The following is a 17,462-nucleotide window of genomic DNA, read 5'->3' on the forward strand; positions in this document are numbered from 1 at the left end:
TCCTTCCTATGCAATTGAGTTGAGAGTCAAGCTTTGCGGCCCAGCATGCGTGTCAGGGTCGCGTCACGGTCGATGAAATGATGTTTCAAGGCTGCCAGGCCATGCAGCACGGCAAAGATCACCAGGCCCCAGGCCAGCCACAGGTGGATGACACCTGCCACGTCGGCCTGGTCAGGCAGGTCGCTGATCAGTGCAGGCACTTCGAACAGGCCGAAGACCGGGATGCCCACGCCATCAGCGGTGGAAATCAGGTAACCGGCGCCCATCACCGCGAACAGCCCCAGGTACAGCGCCAGGTGCCCCAGCTTGGCAGCCAGGCGGGTGAGTGGCCCGTGGTTGGCCGGCGCCGGAGGCGGTGGGCTGATGAAGCGCCAGAGTACGCGCAGCAGCATCACCCCCAGCAGCACCAGGCCGATGCTCTTGTGCAGGTCAGGGGCCGATTTGCGCCAGGGGCTGTAGTAGTCGAGGCCGACCATCCACAAGCCCAGGCCGAACAGCCCGAAGACCGCCAGTGCCACGCCCCAGTGCAGGACGATGCTGACGACGCCATAGCGAGAAGGTGAGTTGCGCAGTTGCATGATGCAGTGTTTCCCCGTGAAAGCTGTGCACAGACTAACGCGAATCGTATCGAATAAAAGCGTAAAAAATTGCTCCGGATTATCGAGAAATCCGATAAATAGTGTGTGAGTTGGCTATTAAGGAAACATTAACAATAGCGGGAAATAGCAACCTGTCAGTTCCGGCCTCTTCGCGGGGCAAGCCCGCTCCCACAGGTAATTTGCTTAGCTCTGTGGGAGCGGATACAGGTCAAGGCATCAGCCAGCCTTGGCCTGGGCGTCGCTCACCGGCTTCTTGGCAGGTTCGGACTTCACGGTCGCCTTCTTCGGCTCAGCCGCCTTGTGCGCCTGCTTGGCCGCCGGCTTGTGCGCGGGCGCCTGTTTGGCCGGAGCGGCCTTGGTGGCGGCTGGCTTGGCGGGTTCTTCCTTGGCGATCGGTGCCGGCACTACCGGGGCAGGTGCCGCCACTGGCGCAGGTGCTGGTGCCGGGGCCACTTCCTCGGCCTTGGCCACCGGTGCAGCCTTCACTTCAGGCTTGTCGCCGCCCCCGAACAGGCGCGAGAAGAACCCGCCCTTGTCCTTGCTCGCCGCCGCGCCTGCGCCTGCCGCAGCCGCCACGGTCGCGGCCTTGGCCGGGTCGAACGACTTGCCGGCCAGCAGGTCCTGCACCTGGCTGGCCGCACGCTGGCCACTGCGCAGGGCGCCTTCCAGGGTACCTGGGTAAAGGGCGTCGGTATGCTCGCCGGCAAAGGCGATGCGCTGCACCGGGCGCTCCCACAGGCGCCAGTACTTGCTGATCTGCCCCGGGCCGTAGGCCAGGTAGGCGCCGCCGGTGCCGGCGTCGGTGCTGTAGCGCTTGACCTCGTAACCGGTGAACGCGCCACGCGCCTGTGGGTAGAAGGCGTGCAGGCGGATCAGCACCTGGTCGACCATCTGCTTGTCGCCAAAGGCCTGCAGCAACCGCGCATTGTCGCCGGACAGGTTGATCACAACGTTGGCGCCGCCCTTGAGTGCCGGTTCGATCCACAGCATGCCGAGGCCGGCGTTACTGAAGATTTCGCCAGACATCCGCGAACGGCTTTCCCACACCGGCTGCTTGAACTTGAGCATCAACTGGTCGCGCCAGCCGTAGTTGGTGCCCCGCAGGGCGGCCACGTGCTGGGTATCGAGCACCGGGGTGATCTGGATCTTGGCCAGGGCGCGCAGCGGCACGGCCATGACCACGTAGTCGGCCTGGTAGCCGACGCTGCCGGCCTTGACCGTCACGCCGTCCTTGTCCTGCACGATCGAGGTCACCGGCGAGCTGGTCTTGATGGTTTTCAGCTGTTTGACGAAGGCCTGGGCCAGCACCGGGCTGCCGCCTGGCAAGCGCGCGGCGCGCAGGTCGCGGTCGCTGACGCCACGGTAGACGCGGTTCTGCTGGGCGAAATAGAGCAGCGACAGGCGCGACGGTTCATCGTAGCGGGTGCGGATCTGCTGGTTGACCAATTGGCGTGCGGTGGTCGGCAGTTGCAGCTTGTCGAGCCAGCTGGACACGTTGATCTGGTCGAGGGCGAACAGGGTGCTGTTGGCCTGGGGGTTGAGCGGGTCGTCGATGGAGCGGGCCAGGTCGTCGAGGGTCTTCTCGTAGCGCTTGAGCGCCTCGGCGGTGGCGGGCTGCTTGGTGGCCAGGTCCGCGGCGCTGAAGTACTCACCGTCGATCAGGTAGCCCGGGGTCCGCACGAACTCCGGTGCCGGCAGGGTTTCCAGCTTGAAATGGTCCAGGTACTGGTTGAGCACCGGCTGGGCCTTGCCATTGCCGATCCACTCGCTGGTGGCCAGCCCCGAACGCCCGCCCATGCCCGACTTGGCTTCCAGCAGGGTCACCTGCCAGCCCTTGTTCTGCAGCTCGTAGGCTGCGGTCAGGCCTGCCAGGCCACCGCCCACGACGATTGCCGTAGGTGTCTTGTCCTTGGCCAGCGTGGCGCCGCTGGATACACCGATCAATACCAACGCGCACAGGCGCACCCAAGCAGCAGCCATGATGGCGAACTCCGAGTCAGACGTTACAGGAATGGGAAGAGGCAAGAATTGCCCCGAGCGAGATGCGTTAAGAATACGTCAGGTCTGCAGACCCTGCCAGCACGGCGATATCAAGTGCCTTTGGCAACTGGCATTTTTGTCAGTAGCCGGCTTTGCGTTTGCGGGCGATGCTCTCACGCATAGCCAGAAGAACCGACAGAAGGAGCTGCGCATGATCTTTGAGGAGCATTTCGCACAGGTCCAGAGGCAGTTTCTGTGGCACAAACAGGCCTTACTCACCCCCTCAGGGTTGAGCATCTGCGCCAATGGCACGTCCTGGACGGCCTTTCACGAAGCCTTCAAAGGTGAAAATGGCACCGAACTGGTGATTGGCGAGCACAGCGAGGTAGAGATCGTCTTCAGCCAGGAGGTCGAGAGCCTTTGCCTGGAGTACTACGTGGTTAGCGACCCGCATTACGACGATATGCACGTGCTGCAGGATGCCGATGGCCACGAAGCCGACCTGTTCGTGCCGGTCCCGCGCAGCTTCTACTGGCTCACGCTGTCCGGCAGCGGCCACACCGCGTTCCTGCCCGGCCCCATCGCCACCCAGCCTTACCACCAGATCCTCGATGGGCCGTTCCGGTGCCTGACCATCTCCACCTCCCAGGCCGGCACCGTGCACATCCGCAAGCTCGAATGGACGGGCACCTGTCGCCATTGACCACTAGCGGTTGTCCTGCCCCCTGGCATTGCTTAGGCTTACGCGGTCAAACCATGCCGCAACGCCAGGAGAAGTGCCGATGGGCCTCAACGATCAGTGGATGCAACGTGACCTCAAGGTCCTGTGGCACCCCTGCACCCAGATGAAAGACCACGAGCAACTGCCGCTGATCCCGATCAAGCGCGGCGAAGGCGTGTGGCTCGAGGACTTCGAGGGCAAGCGCTACCTGGATGCGGTCAGCAGCTGGTGGGTCAACGTGTTCGGCCATGCCAACCCGCGCATCAACCAGCGCATCAAGGACCAGGTCGACCAGCTCGAGCACGTGATCCTCGCAGGCTTCAGCCACCAGCCGGTGATCGAGCTGTCCGAGCGCCTGGTGGCCATGACCCCGGCCGGCCTGGACCGGGTGTTCTACGCCGACAATGGCTCGTCGTGCATCGAAGTGGCGCTGAAGATGAGCTTCCACTACTGGCAGAACATCGGCAAACCAGAGAAAAAGCGCTTCGTCACCCTGACCAACAGCTACCACGGCGAAACCATCGCCGCCATGTCGGTCGGCGACGTGCCGCTGTTCACCGAAACCTACAAGGCCCTGCTGCTCGACACCATCAAGGTGCCCAGCCCGGACTGCTACCTGCGCCCCGAAGGCATGAGCTGGGAAGAGCACTCGCGCAACCTGTTCGCAGCCATGGAGCAGACCCTGGCCGAACACCACGCGACCATTTCGGCGGTAATCATCGAGCCGCTGATCCAGGGCGCCGGCGGCATGCGCATGTACCACCCGGTGTACCTCAAGCTGCTGCGCGAGGCCTGCGACCGCTATGGCGTGCACCTGATCCATGACGAAATCGCCGTGGGCTTCGGCCGTACCGGCACGATGTTCGCCTGCGAACAGGCCGGCATCCGCCCCGATTTCCTGTGCCTGTCCAAGGCCCTGACCGGCGGCTACCTGCCCCTGGCCGCGTGCCTGACCACCGATACCGTGTACCAGGCGTTCTACGACGACTACCCGACCCTGCGCGCGTTCCTCCACTCGCACAGCTACACCGGCAACCCGCTGGCCTGCGCTGCGGCCCTGGCGACGCTGGACATCTTCGAGCAGGACAACGTGATCGAGGCCAACAAGGCGTTGTCGGCGCGCATGGCCAGCGCCACCGCACACCTGGCCGACCACGCGCATGTCGCCGAGATCCGCCAGACCGGCATGGCCCTGGCCATCGAGATGGTCCAGGACAAGGCCGGCAAGGTCGCCTACCCGTGGCAAGAGCGTCGCGGCCTGAAGGTGTTCGAGCATGCCCTGAGCCGCGGCGCCCTGTTGCGCCCGCTGGGCAGCGTGGTGTACTTCCTGCCGCCGTATGTGATCACCCCGGAGCAGATCGACTTCCTGGCCGAGGTGGCCAGCGAAGGCATCGATATCGCCACGCGTGATAGCGTCAGCGTTGCGGTGCCGGCCAACTTCCACCCCGACTTCCGCGATCCGGGCTAGCCCCACCCACGTTCGCAATACCCTGTAGGAGCGGCCTTGTGTCGCGAAAGGGCCGCAAAGCGGCCCCCGGCATGTTGCAGCGCCGCTGAAATATGGGGCTGCTCTGCAGCCCTTTCGCGACACAAGGCCGCTCCTACGGGCTGTGCCCACCCTTCAGTTTGAGCAGAACCATGAGACTGTCCCGCTTCTTCATCGACGCCCCCCTGAGCCTTGGCGAGCACGACCTGCCCGAGGCCCAGGCCCACTACATCGGCCGCGTCCTGCGCATGGCCCCGGGTGATGCCGTGCAACTGTTCGACGGCAGTGGCCAGGAATACCTCGGCCAACTGCTCGAAGTGGGCAAGAAAAGCGTGCGCGTGACCCTCGACCAGGCCCTGCCCGGCCAGGCCGACTCACCGCTGCATGTCCACCTGGGCCAAGGCCTGTCCCGCGGCGAGCGGATGGACTGGGCAATCCAGAAGGCCACCGAACTGGGCGTCAACGAAATCACCCCGATCGTCAGCGAACGCTGCGAAGTGCGCCTCAAAGACGAGCGCGCCGACAAGCGCCTGGCCCACTGGCGCCAGGTGGCCATCAGCGCCTGCGAGCAATGCGGCCGCTCGACCCTGCCGGTGATCCACCCGCCAGTGACCCTGGCCGAATGGATCAAGGCCAGCGATGCCGACCTGAAACTGGTGCTGCACCCGGTCGCCGAGCCACTGACCAGCCACGCCAGGCCGGCACGCCTGGCCTTCCTGATCGGCCCCGAAGGCGGCCTGAGCGAGGCGGAAGTGGACCAGGCCAAGGCGGCGGGTTTTCATGCCGCGCGCCTCGGCCCTCGCGTGCTGCGCACCGAGACCGCGCCGGTGGTGGCTTTGGCCGTGGCGCAGCAGCTGTGGGGCGATTTTTGACCGGCGCTAGCGCACGTAGAACGACACCGCGACGAAGTGCATGAGGCTGCCGGCGATCACGAACAGGTGCCAGATGCCGTGCCAATGGCGGAAGCGGCTGTCGAAGGCGAAGAAGATGATGCCCACGGTGTAGAACACCCCGCCGGCCGCCAGCCAGGCAAAGCCGGCGGTGCCCAGGCTTGCGAGCAATGGCTTGACCGCCACCAGCACGATCCAGCCCATCACCGCATAGATGATGATCGACAGAATCCGCGCTTCCGAGCGCGGTTTTATTTCCTGCAGCATGCCGATCACTGCCAGCCCCCAGACCACCCCGAACAGGCTCCAGCCCCACGGGCCGCGCAGGCTGACCAGGCAGAAAGGCGTGTAGCTGCCGGCGATCAGCAGGTAGATCGACAGGTGATCGAGCTTGCGCATGATCACTTTCGCCCGGCCGCGGGTGCTGTGGTAAAGGGTCGAGATGCTGTAGAGCAGCAGCAAGGTGCCGCCGTAGATGGAGAAGCTGACGATCTTCCAGGGGTCGCCCTGCAGGCCTGCGACGACGATCAGCCAGATGGCACCGATACAGGCCAGGACGGCACCGACCAGGTGGGTCCAGGCGTTGAAGCGTTCACCGTAATACATGCAAACACAGACCTCCTTGGGTGGGCTGGGTTCCTTCTTGGGGTCGCCTTGCGGCCCGATCGCCGGCAAGCCGGCTCCCACAGGTACCGCGCAAAGCCTGGCGACAGGGCCATGAGCGTTACATCCTACCCAACCCCAGGTTGCAATTGCGCGTCACGCACCAGCCTTTCCAGCCCGACCAAGTCCGGCACCCGCGCCACCTGCTCGCCCACCTGCACCGCCGCCAGCTCAAGGCTGCCCAGCGCCACATCCACATAGTTGAGCTGGCTGTCGAGCTTGCACGAGCGCGGGATGTCCTGCAGCAACACCGCCAGATAACGCAGCCCGGTATCGCCCAGGGCATTGAGCACCACCACCCGTGCCCGCTCGCCACACGGCGTCTCGCCGCCGCAGGCGGCCTCGAAGCCGATCAGCGGCAAATGCTGCTGGCGCCAGTCGAGCCAGCCCAGGTGCCAGGCCGGCTCGCCCGGCTGGCACAAGAGATTGCGCTGGCCGATCAGTTCGGCCACGGCCACGTTCGGCAGCACCAGGGTGCGGTCACCCAGGGGCAGCAGCAGGCCGGTCAGGCTGCTGCGCTGGCCGGCGATCAGTTCAAGCATGGTGCTGGCTCCAATGGGCGATGCTCTGCAGCAGCACCGACTCCTGGTACGGCTTGCCCAGGTAATCGTTGACCCCGATGGCCATGGCCCGGTCGCGGTGCTTCTGCCCGGTGCGTGAGGTGATCATGATGATCGGCAGGTCCTTGAGCCGCTCGTCACGGCGAATGCGGGTGGCCACTTCGAAGCCGTCCATGCGCGGCATCTCGATATCCAGCAGCAGCACGTCGGGGCGGTGTTCTTCCAGAAGGGCCATGGCATCGACCCCGTCCTTGGCGGTCAGCACGCTCATGCCGTGGCGCTCGAGCAGGCGGCTGGTGACCTTGCGCACCGTCACCGAATCGTCCACCACCATCACCAGCAAGGCGCGCCGTGGCGCCGGGCCGAACAGCGTGCTCTGCACCCCGCTGCCGCCCGGCAGGCGCGCCAGGCGCCGCTGCTGGCCACGCAACTGGCCGAGCAGGTCGAGAATCAGCACCACCCGGCCATCGCCGAGCAAGGTCGCGCCCGACAAACCCGCCACGGCGGCAAATTGCGGCCCAAGGCTCTTCACCACGATCTCGCGGCTTGGCGACAGGCTGTCGACCTGGATCGCGAATGACTGCTCCTGGGAATGCACCAGCAGCACCGGCAGCGGCACGCTCTGCCCCAGCAGGCTGGGCCGCGGCAGCCCTTGCAGCAGCTCGCCGAGGTAACGCAGCTGGTATTCGTGGCCGGCATACACGTAGCGCGGCGCATCCAGCTGGTAGCAGGCGGCGAGCTCCGCCGGCGGCACGCGCACGATGCCCTCGATGGTGTTGAGCGGGATGGCGTACTGCTCCTCGCCCAGGTGCACCATCAGGGCACGGTTGATCGACACCGTGAACGGCAGGCGAATGAGGAAGCGCGCGCCCTTGCCCTGGGCCGACTCGATGGTCATCGAGCCGCCCAGTTGCTTGACCTCCTCGTGCACCACGTCCATGCCCAGGCCGCGCCCGGAAATCTGGGTGATCTTCTCGGCGGTGGAAAACCCCGGGCGCAGGATGAACTGGAGGATCTCGTGGTCGCTGAGGTTGGCCTGGGGGTCGAGCAGCCCGCGCTTGATGGCCTTGCGGCGCACCGCCTGCAGAGGTACGCCGGCGCCGTCGTCGGTCATTTCGATGACGATGTCGGCGCCCTCGTGCAGCAGGTTCAAAGCAATGGTGCCTTGCTCCGGCTTGCCGGCGGCCAGGCGCACCTCGCGCGCTTCCAGGCCATGGTCGACGGCATTGCGCAGCATGTGCTCCAGCGGCGCGACCATGCGCTCGAGCACGCTGCGGTCCAGCTCGCCCTCGGCGTTGCCGACCACCAGCTCGACCTGCTTGCCCAGCTCGCTCGCCACCTGCCGCACCACCCGCTGCAGGCGCGGCACCAGGCGCTCGAACGGCACCATCAGGGTGGCGGTCAGGCCCTCCTGCAACTGGCTGTTCACCCGCGCCTGCTGCTGCAGCAGGCTGTAGGCCTCCTGGGCGCGCAGGGCCAGTGTCTCTTTCAGGTCGAGCAGGTCGGAGGCCGATTCGAACAAGGCCCGCGACAACTGCTGCAGCTGGGAGTGGCGGTCCATTTCCAGCGGGTCGAAATCTTCGTAGGCGTCGCCTTCGAACGGCTGCCGGCTGCTGAGCCGCCCCTGGGTCTCGTTGTCCAGGCGCAGCAACTGGTCGCGCATGCGCTCCAGCGTGGTTTCCATTTCGTTGAGGGCGAACTGGGCGTCGTTGACCTGCTGCTCGATACGCCCCCGGATGACCGAGTGCTCGCCGGCCAGGTTGCCCAGGTCGTCGAGCAGTTCGGCGTCGACCTTGACCATGTCGCCGGCCGCACGCTCCGGCGCAGCGCTGGGCTGGTCGGGGTGCGCCGCTTCGGCCGGCGCCTGGCCGGCAGCACTGTCGGTCAAGGCGGCGCTGCTGAAGTTGCGGATGTAGTCGATCAGCGCGGTGGCCGCGTGCAGCGGCTGGCCCAGGCGCACGGCATCGAGCATGTGTGCCAGGCGGTCATGGCAGTTCTGCAGCAAGGCGAACAGCGCCGCACTGGGCGGCAAGCGCCCGGCAGCGAGCAGTTCGTAGAGGAATTCCAGTTCGTGGGCCAGGTCGCCGATGGCGGCGATTTCCACCATGCGTGCGCCGCCCTTGAGGGTATGCAGGTCGCGCAGCAGGTTTTCCACCTCGACGCTGTTGCGCGGGTCGGCCTGCCAGCGGGCCAGCGCGGCGCCGGCGCTTTCGACGATGTCCGAGCTTTCTTCGAGGAAGACTTCCAGCAGCTCCTTGTCGCCGGGGCTGTCGTCTTCTTCGGCCAGCTCCAGCGGCGCGTTCAGCGGCGTCACCGCCCCAGGCGCCACCAGACCCGTGGCCTCCGGTGCCAGGGCGCTGGCGAGCAAGGCGCGCAGGCCATCGACGCAATCGGGGCGCGGGGTCAGCTCCTGGCCGGCAGCCACCTCATCGAGCATGTCGAGCAGCACTTCATGGGCCTGCCGGGCCTGGGCGAAGAAGCGGGCATCGGCCCCCAGGCTGCCCTCTTCGACGGCGCCGTAGAGGTCCAGCAGGGCCTCGCAGACGTCATCCATCTGCCACAGGTCGGCCAGGTGGGCCGCGTGGCACAGCGTGGTCAGCTCATCGAGCAGGCTGTCCAGCGACTGGCGCTGGCCAGGTTGCTCCTGCCAACGCGACAGCAGCGACTCGGCATCCAGCAGGATGTCCATGGCCTGGGCCAGGAACAGGGCTGTGCGTTGCGGGTCGCGGGCGTTGCGCCGCGCATGGGACTGTTCCTCGTGCAATGTCGCCAGGCGTTCGTCGACCGCCTCGCCAACCTGCTCGATCAAGGGTGCAGCGCCCGGGATAGCGGCCAACGGGGTGCTGCCCAGTTGCGCCAGGCCCTGCTGGAACAGCGCATGCGCCGACTCCAGCCAGGCGATTTCGGCGCCCTGCAATGGCAACTGGTGGCCGCGGTATTCGCGCACCAGGCGGTCGAACGCCGTGGCCAGCTCGGCGATCGGCATCACCCCAGCCATGGCAGCGCTGCCCTTGAGCGTGTGCAAGGCGCGCTGCAGGTCATCGCTGACCGGCGTGCCCTGCCCGTTGGCCGCCTGCAGGAAGGCGTCCAGGCTGGCCAGGTGGCCCTGGGCCTCATTGCGGAAGATATCCAGCAGTTGCGGGTCCAGGCCCTGGATGTCGGCGCTGGCAAGCGTGTCGTTCTCGGCCAGCGCGTGCAGGTGGCTGGCCAACTGCTCGATCTCGGTGACTTGCGGCATCTGCCCGGCGGCGAAGTCGGCCAGCAGGTCCGGCAGGTGCACCACCACCTGCTGCAGCGCCACGGCGCCTTCCGGCGACAGCGCGATGCGCCCTTCGAGCACGCGGTTGAGCAGGTGTTCGCCGCCCCAGGCCAGCTCGGCGACGGCCTGGGCATGCACCATGCGCCCGCTGCCCTTGAGCGTGTGCAGGTCGCGGCGCACCTCCACCAGGGCGTCACGCAGGCTGTTGTCGGCGCGCCAGCGCAGCCAGTGGCGCTCGATCTCCGGCAACAGCTCGCCGGCTTCTTCGAGAAACACTTCGCGCAGCTCGTCGTCGATGCCATCGCTGCTGTCGTCGTGGCTGCCCGGCGCCTCGCCATGGCTGCACGCCACGCCCAGCGCCGCGAGGCTGGCGCGGGCCATGTCGAGGAACGGCTGGCCATCGGCGAGCGGGTCGGCCACCCGCCACTGCAGGTAGCACTCGCCGGCGCTGAGCGCCTGCGCCAAGTGCTCCAGTTGCTCCGCTGGCGGCTCCACATCCAGGTGCTGCAGCCAGCCCTGCACATAACTTGCGCAGCCGCCGAACACCTGCGCGGCGGCAGGCAGCATCAGCATCGCCAGCGCCCCGCGCACCTGCTGCAACAAGCCGGGCAGCGGCTGCAGGCGCTGGCGCGGCCAATCGGATTCGAGGTAGTCGCCGATCAGGTCCTTGGCCTGCTGCAACACGGCCAGCGACTCGTTGAGCACCAGTTGGCGGATCTCGGCCAGGTCCGAGCCGGGCAGCCCATTCTGCCCACCCTCTTCTATCGGGCCGACCATGCCATTGAGGCTGGCCTCCACGTACAGCAGCGCGCCGGCCACATCCATCAGCACCGGGTCATCCACCGCACGCTCGCCCTGGGCCAGGGCCTGCAGGGCCAGCACCTGGTCGATGATGACCCGCCGAGGCTGCTGGAAACCCAGCACCGCCAAGGTGTCGGCAACGTGCCGCAGCGGCGCCAGCAGGGCATCGAGCTGTTCGATGTGCTGGCGATCGCTGCGCACGAACTGGTCAAGCCGCTCCTTGATCCGCACCAGGTCGTCGCACAGCGCGGTGATCACCGAGCGCAGGGCATCGCGGCCCGGCCCGGCCTGCACCTGTTCGCGCCAGTTGCCCAGCGACAGGTCGAGGTTGGCCAGGTCGTCGGAGCCGGCAAAACGCTGGGCCGCACCGCTGATCAGGCTGCCCTGGGCCAGTGGCTCGACACCGCGGCAGGCACGCAGCTGGTTGAGCAGCGGCAGCATCACCAGCGGCAGGTCGTGGCGCGCGCCGCGCAGCCGCTCCAGGTACGAGGGCAGTTGTTCGAGGCCGCGAAACAGCGGGCCCAGGCAGTCGCCACGCGGGCTCACCTGGCCATCGGCCAAGGCCCGCGCCAGCAGTTCGAGCTCTTCGGCCAGGCGCGTGGCGCCGCGCAGTTCGAGCATGCGCAGGCAGCCATGCACCTGGTGCAGGTTGTCGACCACGAAGGCCAGGATCGAGCGGTCGTCGGTTTCCCCGGCAAAGCGTTCAAGAGCCTGGCGCGCCTGGCCCAGGCAATCGAGGATGGCCGCCCGGGTCCAGGCCAGGGCCACGGTGTCGTGGCGTTCGGGGTTCACTGCTGCAGAAGCCATGGGCACGTCCATCAACGCCGCTCGGCCGGTGCCGGCAAGGTGAAGCCGGACACCGAACGGCGCATCTCGCTGGCCATGCGCGCCAGGTGGCGGATGCTGTCGGCGGTGGCGCCGGAGCCGGCGGAGGTCTGCGCGGTAATTTGCTGGATCACCGCCATGGTGTGGGAAATCTGCCCTGCCGAGGAGGTCTGCAACTGCGCCGCGTCGGAGATGCTGTGGATAAGTTCGGCGAGGTTCTGCGATACGCCTTCGATCTCGGCCAGCGCCACGCCGGCGTCCTGGGCCAGGCGAGCACCGCGCACCACCTCGGCGGTGGTCTGCTCCATGGAAATCACCGCCTCGTTGGTATCGGCCTGGATGGTGCGCACCAGTGCCTCGATCTGCCGCGTGGCCGAGGAGGAACGCTCGGCCAGCCGCTGCACCTCGTCGGCGACCACGGCAAAGCCGCGCCCGGCCTCGCCCGCCAGCGACGCCTGGATCGCCGCGTTGAGCGCGAGGATGTTGGTCTGGTCGGCAATGTCGTCGATCAGGCTCACGATGTCGCCGATCTCCTGGGACGATTCGCCCAGGCGCTTGATCCGCTTGGCGGTGTCCTGGATCTGCTCGCGAATGTTGTCCATGCCATTGATGGTGTTGTGCACCACCTCGTTGCCCTTGTTGGCGATGGCCACCGAGCGCTCGGCCACCTTGGCCGACTCGTAGGCGTGGGCCGACACCCGGTCGATCGACTCGACCATGTCGCCCACCGCTTCCGACGCCTCGCTGATCTGCTCGGCCTGGTGCTCGGAGGCCTTGGCCAGCTGGCGGGCGGTGTTCTGCGTGTCCTGCACGGCCGCGGCCACCTGCTCGGCACTGTGGTTGATGGTCGCCACCAGGTCGCGCAGTTGGTCGACCGAATAGTTGATCGAGTCGGCGATGGCGCCGGTGAAGTCCTCGGTGACCGACACGGTGACGGTCAGGTCGCCGTCGGCCAGTTCTTCTATTTCATCGAGCAGGCGCATGATCGCCTGCTGGTTGCGCTCGTTCTTTTCGGCAGTTTCGCGCAGCTGGCGGTTGGTGGTGCGCACCATCACCAGGCCGATCAGGATGATCGAGGCCAGCGCCAGCAGGCCGAGCACGTAGCCGCCCACGGTATCCAGGGTGCGGCCTGCGGCCAGGTTCTCGAAGCCGTTGGCCAGGTGCGAGGCTTCTTCGAGCAGGGTCTGCGACAGGCTGAAGATATTGCCCGCCGCCTCACGCACGCGGAACAGCTCGGGCGAGGTTTCGAGGATTTCATCCACGGAGCCGGCGACGAACTGGAACAGCTCGGCGATTTCCGCCAGCCGCGCACGGGCATCGGCGTCCTCCACGCGGGTGACCTGGATCGCCGCATTGCCGGCGAGCATGCCTTCGAGCACCTGGCCGAAGCGGCTGGCGTCGCGGCCGAAGGCGTCGGCGGCCTGGGCGGCGGAGTCGTCGCCGGCCAGCACGGTGTTGACCGAGCCGAGGATGCGTTCGGCGAGCAGCAACTGGCGCTGGGCCACCACCACCTGGTTGGCCGGGGCGCCGCTCTGCAGCAGGATCTCGACGACTTTTTCGTATTCCACCTGCAACTGCGGGACGGTTTCGGCAAGGGTCGCCGCCACCTGGTGCAACGACAGCACGGTCTGTTCGCTGGCCAGGATGGTGTCGGTGTTCTTGCGCAGGTTTTCCCAGTCCTGGCGCACGGCTTCCATTTCATCGCGCACCGTGGCCGGCGCGGCGGGCAGGCCGGTGGACTTGTCACCCTCGCGCAGGTAGCCCCAGCGCCGCTCGAAATCGTTGCGCGCATCCGACAGCAGTTTGAACGCCAGGGCCTTGCCCGCCGCCGCCTCGGTGGCGTTCTTGGCGATGCGCTGGGACAGCACGCGCAGCTCGCCGGCATGGCCGATGTACTGCTTGTCGTGGTTGGACTGGGTGTTGAGGTAGGCGAAATTGGCGAACAGCAGGATGATCGACAGGATCAGCACCACGAACAGCACGGTGATCTGCACGATGCTGCGCGTGCGCGGGGTCATGCTGTTGGGGGCGACACTGGTGGCCGGCTTGTTCACGTTCGAAAGTCCTATAACGCCACATCGAGAAAGCCCGGCGCCTGGGCCAGGGCGAAGGGGCTGAAGATCGCCCAGTTGCGTTCACGCGGGAAATGCCCCTGGACGAAACGGGCAGCGGCGCGCAGCAACGGCTGCGGCGGCGACAGCTCCAGGCTGCTCAGGGCGAAATGCTGCAGGCCCAGCACTTCGTCGACCAACAGGCCGACGAACAGGTCTTCGTGGTCCAGCACCAGCACCCGGCGCTGCTTGCCCGGGGCTGCCGGGCCGAGGCCGAAGAAGCTGCTCAGGTCCATCACCGGCAGCAGCCGGCCACGCAGGTTGGCAACGCCGCAAACCCACGGCTGCACGCCCGGCACCCGGCTGCTGCGCGGCTCGCGCAACACCTCGGCGACCTCGCCCATGGGCGCCACGAACCACTGCCCGGCAATACGAAAGCCGATGCCGCTCCATTGCTGCAGGCGGGTGTCCTGCGGGGGCTGGTCGGCCACCAGCAGGCGGCAGCGCCGGTCGATGTCCAGCAACAGCTCGAAGGCGGTCAGCGACGCGCCCTGGGGGCGGGTGGTCAAGCGCCCAGCACTTCGTCGAGCTTGGCGATCAGGGCGTCTTCTTCCACCGGCTTGGTGACGAAACCGCGCGCGCCCTGGCGCTGTGCCCAGATGCGGTCGGTTTCCTGGTCCTTGGTGGTCACGATCAGCACCGGAATCGCGCTGGTTTCCGGGTCCTTGCTGAGCTGGCGGGTGGCCTGGAAGCCATTCATGCCGGGCATGACGATGTCCATCAGCACCGCGTCAGGCTTCTCCTGGCGCGCCAGGGCCACGGCGTCGGCACCGTTGCTGGCCTTGAGCACCTGGTGGCCGTGTTTTTCCAGCCAGGCGGTCAGTTTGTACATCTCTGTCGGCGAGTCGTCGACAATCAGAACTCGGGCCATGCTGTTTCCCCATCAGGAAATAGAAGCCGCGCCACCTCGGGCGCGGTCAGGGTGCGTGTTGTTGCTGCGCGACGAAACCGGGCACGTGGGCCCGGATCGCATCGAGCAGTTCTTCCTTGCCAAAGGGTTTGGTGAGGAACTGGTCGGAGCCGACCACCCGGCCGCGGGCCTTGTCGAACAGGCCGTCGCGGGACGACAGGAGGATCACCGGGATGTCCTTGTAGGCGCTGTTGTGCTTGATCACGGCGCAGGTCTGGTAGCCGTCCAGGCGCGGCATCAGCACGTCGACGAAAATGATCTGCGGCTGGTGGTCGACGATCTTGGCCAGGGCATCGAAGCCGTCGCTGGCGGTGATCACTTCGCAGCCCGCTTCGCCGAGCAACATCTGCGCGGTGCGGCGGATCGTGCGTGAATCGTCGATCACCATCACCTTCAGGGGCTGTTCCATAAGTTGCGCTACCATCGCTGCACAGTGAGGGCTGCAGGCCGCGGATGGCGTGCAGCTTGAAGCTGAAGGCATTTTTAGCACACTCCCGGAGCCCGTTCCATCTGCCGCCCCCTTGACCGGCGGCGTTCGCAGCGCCACCCTGAGCCACTTTTCTTTCGATTCGTCGCGGCTACCGGCCGCCAAGAGGAACCACCCCCATGAGCGTTCGCCTCGGCATTGTCATGGACCCCATCGCGTCCATCTCCTACAAGAAGGACAGCTCGCTGGCCATGCTGCTGGCCGCCCAGGCCCGCGGCTGGAGCCTGTTCTACATGGAGCAGCGCGACCTGTACCAGGCGCAAGGCAAGGCCCGCGCGCGCATGCGCCCGCTCAACGTGTTCGCCGACCCGGCGCGCTGGTTCGAGCTGGGCGAGGAGCAGGACAGCCCGCTGGCCGAGCTGGACGTGATCCTGATGCGCAAGGACCCGCCGTTCGACATGGAGTTCGTCTACAGCACCTACCTGCTGGAGCAGGCCGAGGCCGAAGGCGTGCTGGTGGTCAACCGCCCGCAGAGCCTGCGCGACTGCAACGAAAAACTGTTCGCCACGCTGTTCCCGCAGTGCACGCCGCCGACCCTGGTCAGCCGCCGCCCGGACATCATCCGCCAGTTCGCCGCCGAGCACGGTGACGTGATCCTCAAGCCGCTGGACGGCATGGGCGGCACCTCGATCTTCCGCCACCGGGCAGGCGACCCCAACCTCTCGGTGATCCTGGAAACCCTGACCGCGCTGGGCGCCCAGCAGATCATGGCGCAGGCCTACCTGCCGGCGATCAAGGACGGCGACAAGCGCATCCTGATGATCGACGGCGAGCCGGTGGACTATTGCCTGGCGCGCATCCCGGCCAGCGGCGAGACCCGCGGCAACCTGGCTGCCGGTGGGCGTGGCGAAGCGCGCCCGCTGAGCGAGCGCGACCGCTGGATCGCCGCCCAGGTCGGCCCGACCCTGCGCGAAAAGGGCCTGCTGTTCGTCGGCCTGGACGTGATCGGCGACTACCTCACCGAAATCAACGTCACCAGCCCGACCTGCATTCGCGAGATCGACGCCGCCTACAACACCGATATCGGTGGCAAGCTGATGGATGCCATTGATCGCCAGCTGAAGGCGCGCTGACCGCCGACACAGAGCAATGACGCGCAGTGGGGTATGATGCCGGTCCTATTCGACTGAGCTGCTGCCCCGCCTCGCGGTTGCTGGATACCTGATGACGCTGCCCGCCGACATCCCCGCCGACCTGCTGCCACCCCGCGTTCGCCCGGTGGACCGGCTTGGCTTTACCCTGTTCCTGGCTGCCCTGGTGCACCTGGCGCTGATCCTCGGCGTCGGTTTTACCGTGGTCAAGCCGGCAGAAATCCGCCAGACCATGGACATCACCCTGGCCACCTTCAAGAGCGAGAAAGCGCCCGAGAAGGCCGATTTCCAGGCCCAGGACAACCAGCAGGGCAGCGGCACCCTGGAGAAGAAGGCGGTGCCCAAGACCACCGAGGTCGCGCCGTTCCAGGACAGCAAGATCAACAAGGTCACCCCGCCGCCTGCGGCCAAGCCCGAAGTGCCGCCCGCGCCGGAGAAATCCGCCGTCGCCACCAAGGCGCCCAAGCCGCAGAAGGTCGAGCCCAAGCCCAAGGAAAGCAAGCCGCAGCCCAAGCCTGCGGCGGCCACGCCGGATTTCGACAGCTCCCAGCTGTCGAGCCAGATCGCCAGCCTTGAGGCCGAGCTGTCCAACGAACAGCAGCTGTACGCCAAGCGCCCGCGCATCCACCGCCTCAATGCCGCTTCGACCATGCGCGACAAGGGTGCCTGGTACAAGGAAGAGTGGCGCAAGAAGGTCGAGCGGGTGGGCAACCTCAACTACCCGGATGAAGCCCGCCGGCAGCAGATCTACGGCAACTTGCGCATGATGGTGTCGATCAACCGCGATGGCTCGCTGTATGAGGTGCTGGTGCTGGAGTCGTCCGGGCAGCCGGTGCTGGACCAGGCGGCGCAGCGCATCGTGCGCCTGGCGGCGCCGTTCGCGCCGTTCACCGGGGACCTGGCCGAATTCGACCGGCTGGAGATCATCCGCACCTGGCGCTTTGCCCGTGGGGATCGCCTGTCGAGCAACTGAGGGGCTGCCTTGCAGCCGCGCCGTCCCGGTGGGAGCCGGCTTGCCGGCGATGGGCTGCGAAGCGGCCCCCAAACTGCCCGCACAGCACCTTGTCAGCCTCGCCACC

The 17,462-nt window shown here is 66.8% G+C and carries 14 protein-coding genes; 5 read left to right on the forward strand and 9 right to left on the reverse strand.

The annotated features are described in order from the left end of the window. Nucleotides 1-26 precede the first annotated feature (26 nt). Both L6D75_RS10915 and L6D75_RS10920 read right to left on the reverse strand, forming a co-directional pair. Nucleotides 27-578 carry a cytochrome b gene (locus tag L6D75_RS10915; RefSeq protein WP_176514103.1) on the reverse strand — a complete coding sequence of 184 codons (552 nt, stop codon included), beginning with the start codon at nucleotides 576-578 and terminating at the stop codon, nucleotides 27-29. 237 nt (nucleotides 579-815) lie between these two features. Continuing rightward, nucleotides 816-2,579 (reverse strand): flavin monoamine oxidase family protein, encoded by a 1,764-nt coding sequence (locus tag L6D75_RS10920; protein WP_176514101.1) that lies wholly within the window; start codon nucleotides 2,577-2,579, stop codon nucleotides 816-818. A 211-nt stretch (nucleotides 2,580-2,790) separates the two neighbouring features. Between L6D75_RS10920 and L6D75_RS10925 the strand changes: the two genes are divergently transcribed. From L6D75_RS10925 to L6D75_RS10935, 3 genes are all read left to right on the forward strand, one after another. Then, a complete protein-coding gene (locus tag L6D75_RS10925) occupies nucleotides 2,791-3,282 on the forward strand; it encodes a hypothetical protein (RefSeq protein ID WP_176514099.1) in 492 nt (163 codons plus the stop codon). A 79-nt stretch (nucleotides 3,283-3,361) separates the two neighbouring features. Next, nucleotides 3,362-4,768, forward strand: coding sequence for an adenosylmethionine--8-amino-7-oxononanoate transaminase (locus tag L6D75_RS10930; protein WP_176514097.1), 1,407 nt, complete (start codon nucleotides 3,362-3,364; stop codon nucleotides 4,766-4,768). 170 nt (nucleotides 4,769-4,938) lie between these two features. Continuing rightward, entirely contained in the window at nucleotides 4,939-5,658 is a 720-nt protein-coding gene (locus L6D75_RS10935; RefSeq protein ID WP_176514095.1) for a 16S rRNA (uracil(1498)-N(3))-methyltransferase, read from the forward strand. Nucleotides 5,659-5,664: 6 nt separating this feature from the next. Here L6D75_RS10935 and trhA read toward each other — a convergent pair whose 3' ends face one another. The 7 genes from trhA to L6D75_RS10970 form a co-directional block, all read right to left on the reverse strand. After that, on the reverse strand, nucleotides 5,665-6,282 hold the full coding sequence (gene trhA, locus L6D75_RS10940) for a PAQR family membrane homeostasis protein TrhA (RefSeq protein ID WP_176514093.1): 618 nt from the start codon (nucleotides 6,280-6,282) through the stop codon (nucleotides 5,665-5,667). 125 nt (nucleotides 6,283-6,407) lie between these two features. Further along, nucleotides 6,408-6,881, reverse strand: coding sequence for a chemotaxis protein CheW (locus L6D75_RS10945; RefSeq protein WP_176514091.1), 474 nt, complete (start codon nucleotides 6,879-6,881; stop codon nucleotides 6,408-6,410). After that, nucleotides 6,874-11,766 (reverse strand): hybrid sensor histidine kinase/response regulator, encoded by a 4,893-nt coding sequence (locus L6D75_RS10950; RefSeq protein ID WP_176514089.1) that lies wholly within the window; start codon nucleotides 11,764-11,766, stop codon nucleotides 6,874-6,876. Before L6D75_RS10950 ends, L6D75_RS10945 begins: the two co-directional genes overlap by 8 nt. A gap of 11 nt (nucleotides 11,767-11,777) precedes the next feature. Then, nucleotides 11,778-13,802, reverse strand: coding sequence for a methyl-accepting chemotaxis protein (locus tag L6D75_RS10955; RefSeq protein ID WP_236193529.1), 2,025 nt, complete (start codon nucleotides 13,800-13,802; stop codon nucleotides 11,778-11,780). A gap of 47 nt (nucleotides 13,803-13,849) precedes the next feature. Then, nucleotides 13,850-14,404 (reverse strand): chemotaxis protein CheW, encoded by a 555-nt coding sequence (locus L6D75_RS10960; protein WP_008094837.1) that lies wholly within the window; start codon nucleotides 14,402-14,404, stop codon nucleotides 13,850-13,852. Next, the gene (gene pilH / locus L6D75_RS10965; protein ID WP_176514085.1) at nucleotides 14,401-14,766 is read right to left on the reverse strand and encodes a twitching motility response regulator PilH; all 366 of its coding nucleotides are present in this window, start codon (nucleotides 14,764-14,766) and stop codon (nucleotides 14,401-14,403) included. Before pilH ends, L6D75_RS10960 begins: the two co-directional genes overlap by 4 nt. Nucleotides 14,767-14,812: 46 nt before the next feature. Further along, nucleotides 14,813-15,214 carry a response regulator gene (locus L6D75_RS10970; protein WP_176514083.1) on the reverse strand — a complete coding sequence of 134 codons (402 nt, stop codon included), beginning with the start codon at nucleotides 15,212-15,214 and terminating at the stop codon, nucleotides 14,813-14,815. 197 nt (nucleotides 15,215-15,411) lie between these two features. On the opposite strand from L6D75_RS10970, the gene gshB reads away from it, so the two are divergent. Together gshB and L6D75_RS10980 are read left to right on the forward strand one after the other, a co-directional pair. Continuing rightward, entirely contained in the window at nucleotides 15,412-16,365 is a 954-nt protein-coding gene (gene gshB / locus L6D75_RS10975) for a glutathione synthase (protein ID WP_176514080.1), read from the forward strand. A 91-nt stretch (nucleotides 16,366-16,456) separates the two neighbouring features. Then, complete coding sequence (locus tag L6D75_RS10980) at nucleotides 16,457-17,356, forward strand: energy transducer TonB (protein ID WP_176514078.1); 900 nt, start codon at nucleotides 16,457-16,459, stop codon at nucleotides 17,354-17,356. Nucleotides 17,357-17,462 lie beyond the last annotated feature (106 nt).

It is taken from the genome of Pseudomonas faucium, from assembly GCF_021602585.1.
In the GTDB taxonomy this organism is placed as follows: domain Bacteria; phylum Pseudomonadota; class Gammaproteobacteria; order Pseudomonadales; family Pseudomonadaceae; genus Aquipseudomonas; species Aquipseudomonas faucium.

Excerpts from the sequence above, each read along its gene's own strand:
- L6D75_RS10925 (WP_176514099.1), top strand. The coding sequence starts at position 2,791 with ATGATCTTTGAGGAGCATTTCGCACAGGTCCAGAGGCAGTTTCTGTGG.
- gshB (WP_176514080.1), top strand. The coding sequence starts at position 15,412 with ATGAGCGTTCGCCTCGGCATTGTCATGGACCCCATCGCGTCCATCTCC.
- L6D75_RS10945 (WP_176514091.1), bottom strand. The coding sequence starts at position 6,881 with ATGCTTGAACTGATCGCCGGCCAGCGCAGCAGCCTGACCGGCCTGCTG.
- trhA (WP_176514093.1), bottom strand. The coding sequence starts at position 6,282 with ATGTATTACGGTGAACGCTTCAACGCCTGGACCCACCTGGTCGGTGCC.
- L6D75_RS10935 (WP_176514095.1), top strand. The coding sequence starts at position 4,939 with ATGAGACTGTCCCGCTTCTTCATCGACGCCCCCCTGAGCCTTGGCGAG.
- L6D75_RS10980 (WP_176514078.1), top strand. The coding sequence starts at position 16,457 with ATGACGCTGCCCGCCGACATCCCCGCCGACCTGCTGCCACCCCGCGTT.
- L6D75_RS10915 (WP_176514103.1), bottom strand. The coding sequence starts at position 578 with ATGCAACTGCGCAACTCACCTTCTCGCTATGGCGTCGTCAGCATCGTC.
- L6D75_RS10920 (WP_176514101.1), bottom strand. The coding sequence starts at position 2,579 with ATGGCTGCTGCTTGGGTGCGCCTGTGCGCGTTGGTATTGATCGGTGTA.
- L6D75_RS10930 (WP_176514097.1), top strand. The coding sequence starts at position 3,362 with ATGGGCCTCAACGATCAGTGGATGCAACGTGACCTCAAGGTCCTGTGG.
- L6D75_RS10955 (WP_236193529.1), bottom strand. The coding sequence starts at position 13,802 with ATGACCCCGCGCACGCGCAGCATCGTGCAGATCACCGTGCTGTTCGTG.
- L6D75_RS10970 (WP_176514083.1), bottom strand. The coding sequence starts at position 15,214 with ATGGAACAGCCCCTGAAGGTGATGGTGATCGACGATTCACGCACGATC.
- L6D75_RS10950 (WP_176514089.1), bottom strand. The coding sequence starts at position 11,766 with ATGGCTTCTGCAGCAGTGAACCCCGAACGCCACGACACCGTGGCCCTG.
- pilH (WP_176514085.1), bottom strand. The coding sequence starts at position 14,766 with ATGGCCCGAGTTCTGATTGTCGACGACTCGCCGACAGAGATGTACAAA.